The sequence below is a fragment of the Oceanidesulfovibrio marinus genome, assembly GCF_013085545.1.
Classification (GTDB): Bacteria; Desulfobacterota; Desulfovibrionia; order Desulfovibrionales; family Desulfovibrionaceae; genus Oceanidesulfovibrio; species Oceanidesulfovibrio marinus.
In genome coordinates this window covers 2,681,032-2,694,860 of record NZ_CP039543.1, presented here as the reverse complement: position 1 = coordinate 2,694,860, position 13,829 = coordinate 2,681,032, and the positions used below count along the sequence as shown (strand labels likewise).

The following is a 13,829-nucleotide window of genomic DNA, read 5'->3' as shown; positions in this document are numbered from 1 at the left end:
AAAGGGCTCGTGAGGAGCGCTGCGCCCGGCACGGCGGTTATGCTGCCAGGCCAGCCGGTTCTGGCGACTCCATGCGTGCGGTTGCACCCAGCAGCGAGGCCAGCCTGCGCGGGCACGAAGCCATGGGGCAATGGCCGGAGTCCAGGGGCAGCACGGGCCAGCCGTAGCGCTCCGCTTTGCTTGCCATGGCCCGGATGAACGGGCTGGGTGTGCGCTGGCAGGCGATGTACACCGAATCCACAGACAAGGGGTCGAACTCGCCGGGGAACGGCGTGCGGAAGGCGGCCTCGGGAAAATCGCACAGCCGGGGCCGGAACCAGTCGGCCTTGTCCGCGTCCACCCCGAACACCTGCAGAGGCCACGGCTGGATGCGGCCGCCCTTGAGCCGGTGCGCCTCCAACATGTGGTGGAAGCTCTCGCCGGCGGTCTCCACAAAGGAGCGGTTGGACTCCGGGATGAGCGCATCGAGATACACGGCCCGGCGCACCAGGTGCGGGGTCCGCATGGCCAGCGCGCCGCAGATCATGCCGGCAAAGCTGCTGGCCACGATGGTCACTTGCGAGAGCCCCTCGAACAGGATGTAGTTGGCCATGTCCTGGATGTAGGTGTTCAGATCCAGGCCGCGCCGCATGCTGTGGTGCAGATGGCCGCAGCCGGAGAGAGTGGGGCTGTGCACGCCATGGCCGAGCTCGCGCAGGGCCGCGGCCGTCTCCGACCAGACCCAGCCGCCCTGGAAGGCGCCGTGTATGAGGAGGAAGTCAGCCATAATCAGTCTTCCACAGTGGCTTCCGCATCGGCGGCGAAGCGAGCGTCGCTGCGGTGGTGCGTGGCGTTGTTCGACTTGCCTTCGAACCAGCCGATGCGGTCTGCCTGCCAGATGTCGAAGTGCGGGACGTACGGCTTGATATCGATGACGGGCGTTCCGTCGAGCACGTCCACGTTCTCCAGCAGCACGGTGCCGCCGTGCACGCCGTTGAGGCGCATCACGGAGAAGCCGATGGGGTTGGGCCGCTTGGGCGAACGCGTGGCGAAGATGCCGTGGGAGTCGGTATCCAGGAAGGGAGTGACCACGAGGTCGTGCCCGCGGATTTCATGCAAGTGGTAGAGCATGATGACGTGGGAGAACCCTTCGAGATCCAGCAGGCCGCCGCGGAACTCGGGCAGTACTTCGACGCAGCCGTGGACGCCGGAGGCGCCGGTGGGCTGGATGGGCATGCCGGCGATGTCCGTGTGCGGCGTCCTGAAGTAGCCGATGGGGCGGTACGAGATGGTCATGGTTCGGACTCCTTGTTGCAATCCAGATATGGAGGCTCTAATTCATAAATCCTGCCGATTCTGGAAGGCGTAGGTATATCGGTGCGTTATGCTAAAAACAGGAAAAAGTGCGATGTGGATGGGCCTTCAGTTTTGCGAGCCCTGTGTACAATTATGGAGGCGTATGTACAACGAGTCAGGGTGGTGTCGCTCTGTCAGTCGGGATCGTGTGAGCCGTGGTTGACGCCATGGAAATGTTACGGAAAAGAATATTCATGCCCGAAAAGGTCTACATTTTCTGAGGGGAATGTCACGTTTTTTCGTCAAAGAGTGACTTTGCCGAAATTTCTTTGCGTGGCGGGCCTTCTTGGACCATAACCCAGGCAGTTTCCCAAAAGGATCGGATAACAATGCAAGCCCAAATGCAAACCCTGGATACTCTTTCTCACACTGAACTCATAGAGCTACGGAACCGGATCAACAACGCGCTTTCGGAATACGGCGACTCCATTCAGCGAGATCCGCCCCTGGAGCGGCAGGCTTGCCGACTCTTTACCGTGGCTGAGGGCGTGCCGTGGCTGGACCGGCACCAGATGGAGAAGCTGACGCAGGCCTTCGAGGCCTGGGTGGAGGCGTCGCGGGACTCCCGTGCGCGGCGCTCCCGCGAACGCGTCTTCATCGTCTACCTGCTGCTGCGCTACACAGGGGCCAAGCCGGGCGAGATCCTGGCCCTGGACGAGCGCGAGCACTTCGATTTTCTGCACAACACCGTCACCATAGCCGAAGACGGCAAGACGCGTGAGGTGCCGCTGCCCGTGGAGGTCATTGGCCGCATCCGGGAGTACTGCGCCAAGTACGGCCTGTCCGGCGAGCATGAGCACACATCGGGAGAGAAGCTTTTCGAGCTCGACCAGGGCTTTCTGCGGCGCAAGTTCCACGATCAGGAAAAGCGGAGCGGTCTGCCCAAGGAGCTTTTGAGCCCCCGCGTGCTGCGCAACTCCCGCGCCATCGAGCTGCTGCAGGGCGGCATGCCCATGCGCGCCGTCCAGGCGCTGCTGGGCCATGGCAAGGCCGACATCACCGCCTCCTACGTGAAGCTGGCCGACGACGACCTGCGGAACATCATCCATCACCACTGCATCAAGGAGTTCGGCATGGGGACGAGCGCCAGAAATACATTCCACGGCGACGTGATCAAGGTCGCCGCCAACGAGGTCATGTGCGAGGTCACGCTGAAGACCGACTCGGGCTACGAGGTGGTCGCCATCATCACCAACCCGAGCCGGGAGAAGCTCGGCCTGGTGGAAGGCTCCCGCGCCACCGCGCTGGTCAAGGCCAGCTGGGTGATTCTGGAGAAGAGCGAGGCCCCCTCGCCCACCAGCGCCCGCAATGCCTTCCCCGGCACCATCACGGGCGTGAAGAGCGACGACGTGGTGGCCGAGGTGACCGGCACGCTGGATGACGGCACGCCGGTCTGCGCCCTTGTCACCGCAGGCAGCTTCGACAAGCTGGGCATTGGTCAGGGCGACAAGTTCGTTTTCATGTTCAAGGCCATGTCCGTCATCGTGAGCTGATTATGTCTTTCAAGGTCGTACAGGGGGTTGGCATGCGATTTGAGCTGTGCGTGACAGGGGGCCGGTAATGGATTTCTCATGGTTTAAAGTCGGACCGGAGTTCCTCCAGCCACTGCTGCTCACGCTCAAGGTGGCCGGCCTGGCCACAGCCGCGGCCACGGTGATCGGCGTGGCCATGGCCTACGTGCTCACTCGCTGGCGATTTGCCCTGCGCGACTTCGTGGACGCCGTGTGCACGTTGCCGCTGGTCATGCCGCCCACGGTGCTCGGCTACTACCTTCTGGTGATCATCGGCCGGCGGGGCTTTCTGGGCAAATGGCTCCAGGAGGTCTTCGGCATCACCCTCATGTTCACCTGGCAGGGAGCGGTGATCGCCGCCACGGTGGTGGCCTTCCCGCTGGTGTTCAAGTCTGCGCGCGCCGCTCTGGAGGGCGTGGGCAAGCAGTACGAGGACGCGGCCCGGACCCTGGGCCTGGGCGAAGCCGCCGTGTTTTTGCGGGTGTCGCTGCCGTTGGCCTTCCGCGGCGTTGTAGCCGGCACCATGCTCGCTTTTGCCAGGGCTCTGGGCGAGTTCGGCGCCACCCTCATGGTGGCGGGCAACCTGCCCGGCCGGACCCAGACCCTGTCCCTTGCCGTGTACTCCGCCGTGCAGGCCGGGGACGACGCCCTGGCCAACTCGCTGGTGCTCATCATCAGCTGTGTCTGCGTGTTCATTCTCGTGACAACAAGCCGTCTGCTGCAACCGAAATTCTAGACCCGAAAGGAGCCGTCATGAAACGTGTACTCAATTCCCTGATCCTGTCGTGCGCTTGTATGGTGCTCGTCCTCGCGCCTCTTTCCGCCCACGCCGAAGAGCTCATCGTCTCGGCCGCGGCCAGCCTGACCGACGCCTTCACCGACATCGAGCCGGGATTCGAGAAGGCCAACCCCGGTGTGGACGTGGTCATGAACTTCGCTGCTTCCGGCGCGCTGTACCGCCAGATCGAGCAGGGCGCCCCGGCCGACGTCTTTGCCTCGGCCAACCCGAAGTGGATGCAGAAGGCAGTGGACAATGGCTTTGTGGACAAGGCCAACGTGGTGACCTTTGCCCAGAACGCCCTGGTGCTTGCCGTGCCGGCCGACAACCCGGCTGGTGTGAAATCCCTGGACGACCTGAAGGGCGACGCCGTGAAGAGCATAGGCATCGGCACGCCTGAGACCGTTCCCGCCGGCCAGTACGCCAAGAGCGCCCTTACCGCGCAGAAGCTGTACACCACCCTGGAGCCCAAGATGATCTTCGGCGAGTCCGTGCGCCAGGTGCTGGACTACCTCTCCCGCGGCGAGGTGGACTGCGGTTTCGTGTACAAGACCGACGCCGTGAAGGCCGGCGACGCCGTGGCCATCGTGGCTGAGATTCCGCTGGAAAAGCCCGTCTCCTACCCCATCGCCGTGCTCAAGAACAGCACCAACTCCAAGATGGCCCAGGCCTTTGTGGACTACGTGCAGAGCGAAGAGGGCATGACCCTGCTGGAAGCCCGGGGCTTCAAGCGGCCGTAAGGAATACGGCGAGCCGTAATCATGCAATTCGAGCTTGATATCACCAAGCATATGCGGAGCGGAGGCGACGAGTTCGTCCTCCGCTCGCATTTTACCACCACGGACCGCGCCCTGGTGCTGTTCGGGCCGTCCGGCTCCGGCAAGACGCTGACGCTGAAGGCCGTGGCCGGTCTGCTCACGCCGGACGAGGGCTATATCCGAGTCAACGGGGATGTCCTCTACGACTCCTCGGCAGGGGTGAACACGCCCACGCGCCGGCGCCGGGTGGGGTATGTGTTTCAGGATTACGCCCTTTTCCCGCATCACACGGTGCGGGAGAACGTGGCCTTCGGGCTGAAGCCCTTTTTCGGCAAGGTGAACCGCGAGGAGGCCCGCAGCGTGGATGAGCTGATCGAGCTCTTCGGGCTGAGCCGGGTGGCGCATCTCAAGCCGGGCTTCATCTCGGGCGGGCAGCAGCAACGCACGGCCCTGGCGCGCACTTTGGCCACCAAGCCGCGCATCCTGCTGCTGGACGAGCCATTCAGCGCCTTGGACCAGCCATTGCGCCTGCGCATGCGCACGGAGCTGGCCAAAATTCTGGAGAACTTCGACATCCCCATGATCATGGTCACCCACGACTCGGACGAGGTCGAATCATTCGCCGAGGCCGTGGTGGTCTATCGCGACGGCAACGTGGTGGGCATCCACTCGGCCGAGGCTGTGGCGCAGTCCGGCAGGAGCCTGGGCGAGACCATCCGCGAGGAAGTGGCCCTGGCCTATCAGACGCAGTAAATGCTTGCGGCGGATGCCGGCGGCGTCATGGCCGCCGGTGTCCGCGCAGGCAATCTTCGCAGGAATCGGCGCGGAGTCCGCGCAATCTACATAAAAGAGGCCGGGGGCTATCCGCCGGGAAGCGGGCAGGCAACCGCCCAGAGGCTGGCGCGACAATCAGCGCAAGAAGCCGGGCAGGGTGGGCTTGCCGTGGCCTTCGATGCCCAGGATGTCGCAGGCAAGACCGCAGAGCATGGTCTGGTCCGGCGATTCCATGCAGTCGAGGTTGAACCTGTCCCCGGCCACGAACAGCGGAACGTCGCGCTCCTGTGGCAGGGTCCCACCGTGGGTGCAGTCGCCGTTCACGCCGTGGTCGCTCGTCACCATCACCTGATATCCCTGTTCCAGCCACGCCGGCATATAGAGCGAGAGCAGGGAGTCCAGCCGCCGCACCGTGTTGCGGTAGTGGGGGGAGTGCCCGCCCTCGCGGTGGCCGGCGTCGTCCACGTTCATGGGATGAATCAGCAGGAAGTGCGGATCGTGCCGGCGGCGGAGGTACTCGGCGTCCAGCAGCAGGTGGTCGTCGGGGTAGCTGTCGTTGTCATAGAAGCAGCTGTGCTGGATGGGCTTGCCCGCATCGTCCTGGAAGCGGTGGCGCACGGCGTTGTACGGGCTTTCGTTGTACAGCTCGCTGATGAAGTAGTAGGCCGCCGCGGCCGTGCGCAGGCCGGCGTTCGCGGCAAGGTGGAACACGCTCTGCTGCGTAGAGAGCCGGACCACAGCGTTGTCCACAATACCGCTGTGCACGGGCTGCACGCCTGTGAGGATGCACTCGTACAGCGGCCGGGACAGGGACGGCAGCTCGCTGCGCACAGGGTGTAGCCTGGCGAGCCGCGCCTCGCATAGGGCGTTCATGTAGCCCATGGCCTCGCAGGCGCTTTGCAGGCCCAGGCCGTCGATGAGTACCAGAATGAGTGTGTCCGCCATGCATGCTCTCCCGTGTGCCAGCGTTCGCGTATGAGCACGCACCGTAGGGCGCGACGGTTACGATGCGATGACGCGTCGGCGTTTCGGGCTTCACGGAATCGTCACAAATGTGCGGCTATGCTGGGTAGATGCGCGTCTCCATCTCCCAGCTCGCCACGCTCAACGCCATTTCCCAGCAAGAAAGCTACGCCGCGGCCGCCAAGGCCCTGGGCGTCAGCCAACCCGCCGTCTCGGCGCAGATCAAGCGCCTGGAGCAGGAGTTCGACGTCAAGCTTGTCCGGCGCATCGGCAAGCGGGTCCGGCTCACGCCACTGGGCGAGGCCGTGGTGGAGAAGGCGCGGCGAGCGCTGGCCCTGCTCAACGACATAGACCTCTCCCTCACCTCTGCCGGCGGGCTCATGGGCGGCCACTTCCGGGTGGGCCTCTCCTGCCACAACCTCGTTACGGACCTGCTCTCCCGCTTCATGCTGACCTACCCGTACGTCAAGGTCGTGGCCAAAATGCAGGACACCTACACCCTGCTGGAAGGCATGAGCGAGGGGCTGTTCGACCTCGTCACCGTGACTCTGGACGCGCCCCATCCCGACTATGTGAACTACCGCTACGGCGTGCAGGACATCGTGCTCTGCGTGGCGCCGTGGCACCCCTGGGCCAAGCGGGAAAGCGTGGACGTCTCCGAGCTCCATGGCCAGCGCATGGTCTTCCGCGAGAGCAGCTACACCCGGACCATCTTCCAGCGCGAGCTGGCCGCCCGGAAGATCGCGCCCGTGAACACGCTGGAGCTGGACACCTGGGAGTCGTACATGGCCGCCGTGGTCTCGGGCATCGGACTGGGTATTTCTCTGCGGGACGAGGTGCGCGACGAGGGCAGCGTGGCCGCGGTGCGACTCAGCGGCGCGCCCATGCAGGCCACGCAGTACATGATCGTACACGAGGATATGAAGGACGCGCGCACCGTACGCGCCTTTCTGGATCTGGCGTTCTCCAGCTCTGCGGATGAAGACAAAAGCGACGAATCATAATCCGAGATTTGGTTGGCGCAACTTTCGTCAAGCGGACCTTTGAAAACGTCATGTTCGGGACAAGAAAGCGACACACTCCTTGAGCTAGCACCATAGGCGATCGAATCGGGATTTGCGCCGCGGTGTCTCCGGCGCCGGCAGGCTTTGGTATCTGCCCGGCGCGTCTGGCAGCCGGCGCCGTTCCATGGTGGAGAACTCAATCGCAAGGAGTGGATGATGTTGAATCTTTCTGGAACCGTGCGCCGTCGTGCGCTTTCGGCCGTCGCGATCTGCGCGGCGTTCGCGTCCGTCCTGATGTTCGGGGCGAATGTGTCCACCGCCCATGCGGCAAAGACCTGCCCGGCTGCAACCGTGGCCGACGACATGGGCATCACCGGCGAGTTCCCGGAGCAGTATGAGCTCTCCGAGTTCACGCAGGGCGGCTGCGAGATGGCCTATGCCGAAAACCCGGAAATCGCCAAGTTGAATGCCGAGATCATCGGCAACCCCGATCTTCCCCCCGTGGCCGAGCGCCTGCCCCAGGAGCCCCTGGTCATCGCCCCGTACGAGGCCATCGGCACTTACGGCGGCGTGCTGCACGGCCTGTCCAAGGGCACGGAGTCCGGCACCTCGGACCTTCTGTCCATCCGCCATGTCAACCTGGTGCGCTACGCCGACGACCTGAAGACCGTGGTGCCCAACGTGGCCAAGTCGTGGAGCTGGAACGACGACTACACCGTGCTCACCTTCACGCTACGCAAGGGCCACAAGTGGTCTGACGGCGAGCCCTTCACGGCCGAGGACGTGGCCTTCTGGTACAACGATTTGATCCTTAACCCCGACGTCTATGAGAAGACTCCGGACCGCTGGCTCTTTGACGGCAAGCCCATGAAGGTGGAGGCCACGGACGAGACCACCGTGGTGATGAGCTTCCCGGTTCCCAGCCCCGGCATTCTCAACCGCTTCGCCGTGGACTTCGGCCAGCCCTTCCAGCCCAAGCATTTCCTTAAGCAGTTCATGCCCAAGTACAATCCGGACGCGGACACGCTGGCCAAGGAGAAGGGCCTGAAGGACGCGGCCGAACTGCTCTCCAAGTACTACTCCGGCTCCGACTGGAAGGACGTGCCCACCCCGCTGCTCTCCGGCTTCGACACCCAGGTGGTGCCCACCCTGGAGGCCTTCATCGTGGTTGCGGACACCGCCACCGGCCGCCGCTGCGTGGCCAACCCGTACTTCCACATGGTGGATACGGCCGGCAACCAGCTTCCCTACATCAACGTCATCGACGAGCAGTACGTGAAGGACAAGGAGGTCCAGAACCTGAAGATCACCAACGGCGAGGTGACTTTCAAGGAGCAGGCCATCTTCATCGAGGATTACCCGCTGCTCAAGGACAACGAGTCCAAGGGCGACTACGCCATCGATCTGGCCCCCACCCTGGGCGAGAACATCTTCTATGCCTTCAACACCACGGACAAGGACGAGGAGCTGCGCAAGATATTCAACGACCTCCGTTTCCGCCAAGCCATGTCCGTGGCCATCAACCGCGACGAGATCAACGAGTTGGTCTTCTTCGGCCAGGGCGTGCCCATGCAGGCCACCCCGGCGGAGCCCGAGACCGTGAACTTCGTCTCTGACGAGAACAAGAACGCCTTCATCGAGTACGACCCGGCCGCCGCCAAGGAGCTGCTGGCAGGCATGGGCCTCAAGGACTCCGACGGCGACGGCATTCTGGAGCGCTTTGACGGCAAGCCCCTGGTCGTCCGCCTGATCTACTCCAACCAGGGCGCCCCGGTGAAGATCCACGAGCTGGTGCGCGACTACTGGGGCAAGGTGGGCGTGCGCATCGATCTCAAGGAGGTCACCTCCGACGAGTATCGCGCCGCGGCCAACAACAATGACCTCGATCTGACCACCTGGAAGAACGACGGCTCGGCCGCGCCGGCCATCTCCCAGGACGTCACCGCCATGATCCCGCCCTTCGGCGACTACTTCAACCCCGGCACCGGCTTTGGCTGGGCCGCCTGGAAGACCTCCGACGGCAAGGACGGCATCGAGCCCCCGGCCGACGTGATGGAGCTCTACGAACTGACCGACAAGTTCCTGCAGCAGCCCATCGGCACGCCCGGGTCCGACGCCATCGGCAAGGAGATCGTGGACATCCACGTCAAGAACCTCTGGAAGATCGGCACGGTGGGCAACACCAAGGGTCCGGTCATGCACAGCAACTCGCTGGGCAACTTCCACCCGTTCAAAGCCAAGAGCTACGACTACTACTGGACCTACCCCTACCGCGGGTTCCAGTGGTTCATCAAAAAGTAACGGGACGTTGGAAACACGGGAGAGGGCAGGGCGAGTCCCCGGCCCTCTCCCCCTCATGATAAAGCCGTACAAGCGAGGCGCAACGTGCTCTGGTTCATGGCAAATCGTATCCTGGGAATGGTCATCACCCTGTTCCTCGTCTCCATCATGGTCTTTTTCCTCATGGAGCTGCCGCCCGGCGACTACGCGGACCGCTACGCCTTCCGCAAGTACTCGGGCACCGGGGTCAAGGTCACGGAGTCGGACATCCAGACCATCCGCAGCCAGTTCGGCCTGGATAAGCCCGCCTGGCAGCGTTACCTCCACTGGATGGGCGACATCGTCGTGAAGGGCGACTTCGGCCAGGCCTTTGCCTTTGAGACGTCGGTGAACAAGGTGGTGGGCGAGCGCCTCTGGCTCACCCTGTGCATCCTCTACACCACGCTCATCCTCACCTACGTCATCTCCATCCCCATAGGCATCTACGCCGCGGTGCGACGGCATTCCATCGCGGACTACTCGCTCACTGTGGTTAGCTACCTGGGCCTTGCGCTGCCCAACTTCCTTCTCGCGCTCACGCTGCTCTACGTCAGCGTCACGGTGTTCAACACCTCGGTGGGCGGGCTCTTTTCCCACGGCATGGAGGATGCGCCGTGGAGCATGGCCAAGGCGCTGGACCTCTTCCATCACCTGCTTATTCCGGCCATCGTGCTCGCCTGGTCGGCCACGGCCCTGCAGCTGCAGACCGTGCGCGCCACCATGCTGGACGAGCTGAACAAGCTGTCCGTCACCGCGGCCCGGGCGCGGGGGCTGCCGGAGCGCAGGCTTCTGGTCAAGTACCCGGCGCGGCTGGCCATCAACCCGGTGGTCAGCACCATCGGCTTCGACGTGAACCGCATCTTCTCCGAGCTGCCTATCGTGGCCCTGGTGCTGGGCCTGCCAGAGCTTGGCGAGCTGCTCATCCAGTCGTTCCTCGATCTCGACATGTACGTGGCCGGCGCCATCCTGCTGATGCTGGCCTTCTTCATCGTGGTCATGAATTTTGTCTCCGATGTGATGCTGGCCGTCATCGACCCGCGTATCAGGCTTCAGGAAGGGTAAGCTTATGACGACCGAAATAGCTCTGGACTCCGGCCTGATTGAAGGTCGGGAGGATGAAAAGAAGCTCAAGTATTACACGGCGTCCCAGTGGGAGCTCGTGCTCTGGCGCTTCCGCCGGCACAAGGTGGCCATGGCCGGTGCCCTGGTACTGGCCGCCATGCTGGTCTCCGGAATATTCGCCGGCTTCTTCGCCCCGTACACCGTGACCCAGCGCGACAGCGACTACGTATATGGCCCGCCGCAAATGCCCACGTTCTGGGACTCCCACGGCGTCTCCCTGCAGCCCTTTATCCACGGCCTGACCACCAAGCGCGACCCCGTGACCCTACGCAAGATCGCCACCGTGGACCCGGACACGCGCAAGTATGTCGGCTTTTTCGTGAAGGGCGAGCCGTACGAGATTCTGGGCCTGGTGGGCTGGGACGTGCACCTCTTCGGCGTGGACGGCGGCATGGTCCACCTTTTCGGCACGGACGAGTTCGGCCGCGACGTCTTTTCCCGCACGCTGTACGCCTCGGCCACATCGCTCTCCATCGGCATTCTCGGCGTGCTCGTGGCCTTTGTGCTGGCGCTGATCATCGGCGGCATTGCCGGGTACTTCGGCGGCTGGATCGACTACGTGATCCAGCGCATTACCGAGGTCATCCGCGTGGTGCCCATCATTCCTCTGTACATGGGGCTGGCCGCGGCCTTCCCGCGGGAGTGGTCCAACACGGAAGTCTACTTCGCCATGATGCTCGTGTTCGGCCTGGTGGGCTGGCCCACGCTTTCCCGCCGCATCCGCTCGCACCTGCTTTCCCAGCGCACCGAGGACTACGTGCTGGCGGCCAGGCTGGCCGGGGCAACGCCGTTCCGGATCATCACCAAGCACCTCCTGCCCAGCTTCACCAGCTACATCATCGTCGATCTCGTCATCAGCTTTCCCTACATGATCCTCAGCGAGACAGCGCTTTCCTTCATCGGCCTGGGCCTGCGGCCGCCCAGCGTTTCCTGGGGCATCCTGCTGCAGGACGCGCAGAACGTGCGCGCCATCGAGCAGGCGCCGTGGCTCTTCATTCCGGCGCTGTTCGTGGTCGTGGCCGTGCTTTCATTCACTGTTCTGGGCGACGGCCTGCGCGATGCGGCCGACCCCTACACCGTTTCCGATTGAGGCGTATTTCATGATGAACACAGCCACCGAGCAGGCCGCCGAGCCCGTTCTGGACGTCAGGAACCTCAGCGTCTCCTTCCGCACGGACGAGGGCGTTGTGCAGGCCGTGGAGAACCTCGACTTCGCCGCGTACAAGGGCAGGACCCTGGGCATCGTAGGCGAGTCCGGCTCCGGCAAGAGCGTGAGCACCAAGGCGTGCATCCGTCTGCTGCCCAGGAACGCGGTGATTCCGCCAGACTCGCGCATCACCCTGAAGCGCAAGGACGGCAAGACCATTGACGTCACGTCTCTGTCGCCGGGGTCCAGGACGCTGCGCCGCATCCGCGGCGGCGAGATCGGCATGATCTTCCAGGAGCCCATGGCCTCCTTCTCGCCGGTCTACACCATAGGCAACCAGATGAGCGAGGCCATCCGCCTGCACCGCTCCATGAACCGGGCCGAGGCGCGGGAGTTCGCCGAGGGCATGCTGGCGCGGGTGGGCATCTTCAACCCGTCCATGTGCTTCGACCAGTACGTGCACGAGCTCTCCGGCGGCATGCGCCAGCGCGCCATGATCGCCATGACCCTGGCCATGAACCCATCCATCCTGGTGGCGGACGAGCCCACCACGGCCCTGGACGTGACCATCCAGGCGCAGATTCTGGACCTCATGCGCGAGCTGCAGGACGAGTTCGACATGTCCATGATCTTCATCACCCACGACATGGCCATCATCGCCCAGGTGGCCGACGAGATCGCGGTGATGTACCTGGGCCGCATCCTGGAGCGCGGGCCCGCCCGCGAGGTCATCAGGAACCCGCAGCATCCCTACACCCAGGGGCTGCTTCAGGCCATTCCGTCGCTGAAGAGCCTCAAGCGCAGGCTCACGCCCATTGCCGGCGACATCCCCAGCCCGCTGGAGCGGCCGCAGGGCTGTCCCTTCCACACCCGCTGCATCCACCGCATCGAGGACCGCTGCGACCAGGTCATGCCGGCGGAGACCCACGCCACGCCGCTGAGCAGCGTGCGCTGCCATCTGTATGGGGAGAGCACCCATGGCTGCTGAACGCGAACCACTCATTGAGGTCAAGGATCTCGAGGTCCACTTTACGGTCAAGGGCGGCGGTCTCCTCAAGCGCTCCACCAAAACGGTGCGCGCCGTGGACGGCGTCAGCTTCTCTATACGCCGCAACGAAACGCTCGGCCTCGTGGGCGAGTCCGGCTCCGGCAAGACCACCATCGGCCGGGCCATTCTGCGCGCCATCAACCCCTCGGCCGGGGAGGTGATCTTCCACGCCAACGGCTCCCCCGTGCGCGTGGACAAGCTGGAGGGCAGAGAGCTGCGCCGCTTCCGCAACCACATGCAGCTCATCTTCCAGGACCCGTACGGCTCCCTGAACCCGCGGATGACCGTGCGCGACATCATTGCCGAGCCGCTCATCTGTCATCCCGGCGGCTCCACCGGCTCGTTGAACCCGCGCATGACCGCCGGCGAGATCATCGCCGAGCCTCTGGAGGCGGCCAACGGCAATCTTTCCAACAAGGAGATCAACGACAGGGTGCGGCGCATCGCGGCCAAGTGCAAGCTCAACCTGGAGCACCTGCGCCGTTTTCCCCACGCCTTCAGCGGCGGGCAGCGCCAGCGCGTGTGCATTGCCCGCGCCCTGGTGGCCAACCCCAGCTTCGTGGTCTGCGACGAGTCCGTGGCTGCCCTGGACGTCTCCATCCAGGCCGAGATCATCAACCTCTTGGCCGATCTCCAGCGGGAGATGCGCGTCTCCTACCTCTTCATCGCGCACGACCTCTCCGTGGTGGCCCAGATATCGGACCGCGTGGCCGTGCTCTACGTGGGCAGGCTTGTGGAGCTGGCCCCCACGGAGGCCATCTTCTTCGAACCGCTACACCCATACACCCATGCCTTGCTCTCCGCCGTGCCCACGGTGGATGAGGACGTACCCTTCGAACCAATCGCCCTGGAAGGCGAAGTACCGGACCCGAGCGATCCACCGCCCGGATGCCGGTTCCACACCCGCTGCCCCTACGCCGTAGAGCGCTGCGCCCAGGAGACTCCCCAGTGGCGGGAGGTCCGGCCCGAGCACTTCGTGGCCTGCCACTTTGCCGGGGAGCTGGACCTGCGCGGCAAGGGGTAGGGCGGGGTCAGACTGCACCGGTGTCGCATCGCGGCGGGCGCATATC

Annotated in this window: 13 protein-coding genes; 10 read left to right on the top strand and 3 right to left on the bottom strand. The window is 64.1% G+C overall.

The features are described from left to right. Positions 1–37 precede the first annotated feature (37 nt). Together E8L03_RS11915 and tsaA are read right to left on the bottom strand one after the other, a co-directional pair. Complete coding sequence (locus E8L03_RS11915; protein ID WP_171267477.1) at positions 38–766, bottom strand: alpha/beta fold hydrolase; 729 nt, start codon at positions 764–766, stop codon at positions 38–40. Positions 767–768: 2 nt separating this feature from the next. Further along, positions 769–1,275, bottom strand: coding sequence for a tRNA (N6-threonylcarbamoyladenosine(37)-N6)-methyltransferase TrmO (gene tsaA, locus E8L03_RS11910; RefSeq protein ID WP_144305462.1), 507 nt, complete (start codon positions 1,273–1,275; stop codon positions 769–771). Positions 1,276–1,664: 389 nt separating this feature from the next. On the opposite strand from tsaA, the gene E8L03_RS11905 reads away from it, so the two are divergent. The 4 genes from E8L03_RS11905 to E8L03_RS11890 all read left to right on the top strand — a co-directional run bounded on the left by E8L03_RS11905 (position 1,665) and on the right by E8L03_RS11890 (position 5,135). Beyond that, on the top strand, positions 1,665–2,828 hold the full coding sequence (locus E8L03_RS11905; protein WP_144305461.1) for a TOBE domain-containing protein: 1,164 nt from the start codon (positions 1,665–1,667) through the stop codon (positions 2,826–2,828). A 67-nt stretch (positions 2,829–2,895) separates the two neighbouring features. Beyond that, positions 2,896–3,582, top strand: coding sequence for a molybdate ABC transporter permease subunit (gene modB / locus E8L03_RS11900; protein WP_144305460.1), 687 nt, complete (start codon positions 2,896–2,898; stop codon positions 3,580–3,582). Between the two features lie 17 nt (positions 3,583–3,599). Next, positions 3,600–4,364 carry a molybdate ABC transporter substrate-binding protein gene (gene modA, locus E8L03_RS11895; RefSeq protein WP_144305459.1) on the top strand — a complete coding sequence of 255 codons (765 nt, stop codon included), beginning with the start codon at positions 3,600–3,602 and terminating at the stop codon, positions 4,362–4,364. Between the two features lie 21 nt (positions 4,365–4,385). After that, positions 4,386–5,135, top strand: a complete 750-nt coding sequence (locus E8L03_RS11890; RefSeq protein WP_144305458.1) for an ABC transporter ATP-binding protein — start codon at positions 4,386–4,388, stop codon at positions 5,133–5,135. 156 nt (positions 5,136–5,291) lie between these two features. Here the strand turns inward: E8L03_RS11890 and E8L03_RS11885 are convergent, their stop codons facing one another. Continuing rightward, positions 5,292–6,101: an alkaline phosphatase family protein gene (locus E8L03_RS11885; protein WP_171267476.1), complete on the bottom strand. Its 810-nt coding sequence runs from the start codon at positions 6,099–6,101 to the stop codon at positions 5,292–5,294. Positions 6,102–6,229: 128 nt separating this feature from the next. Here E8L03_RS11885 and E8L03_RS11880 point away from each other — a divergent pair, with 128 nt between their 5' ends. From E8L03_RS11880 to E8L03_RS11855, 6 genes are all read left to right on the top strand, one after another. Continuing rightward, the gene (locus tag E8L03_RS11880; protein ID WP_144305456.1) at positions 6,230–7,123 is read left to right on the top strand and encodes a LysR family transcriptional regulator; all 894 of its coding nucleotides are present in this window, start codon (positions 6,230–6,232) and stop codon (positions 7,121–7,123) included. A gap of 216 nt (positions 7,124–7,339) precedes the next feature. Beyond that, positions 7,340–9,424, top strand: a complete 2,085-nt coding sequence (locus E8L03_RS11875; RefSeq protein WP_216367901.1) for an ABC transporter substrate-binding protein — start codon at positions 7,340–7,342, stop codon at positions 9,422–9,424. 96 nt (positions 9,425–9,520) lie between these two features. After that, positions 9,521–10,504 carry an ABC transporter permease gene (locus E8L03_RS11870; protein WP_208738235.1) on the top strand — a complete coding sequence of 328 codons (984 nt, stop codon included), beginning with the start codon at positions 9,521–9,523 and terminating at the stop codon, positions 10,502–10,504. 4 nt (positions 10,505–10,508) lie between these two features. After that, positions 10,509–11,654 (top strand): ABC transporter permease, encoded by a 1,146-nt coding sequence (locus tag E8L03_RS11865; RefSeq protein ID WP_171267475.1) that lies wholly within the window; start codon positions 10,509–10,511, stop codon positions 11,652–11,654. Positions 11,655–11,664: 10 nt separating this feature from the next. Beyond that, positions 11,665–12,699 (top strand): ABC transporter ATP-binding protein, encoded by a 1,035-nt coding sequence (locus tag E8L03_RS11860; protein ID WP_216367900.1) that lies wholly within the window; start codon positions 11,665–11,667, stop codon positions 12,697–12,699. After that, positions 12,689–13,783, top strand: coding sequence for an ABC transporter ATP-binding protein (locus tag E8L03_RS11855; RefSeq protein ID WP_171267474.1), 1,095 nt, complete (start codon positions 12,689–12,691; stop codon positions 13,781–13,783). Before E8L03_RS11860 ends, E8L03_RS11855 begins: the two co-directional genes overlap by 11 nt. The last annotated feature ends 46 nt before the right edge of the window (positions 13,784–13,829 follow it).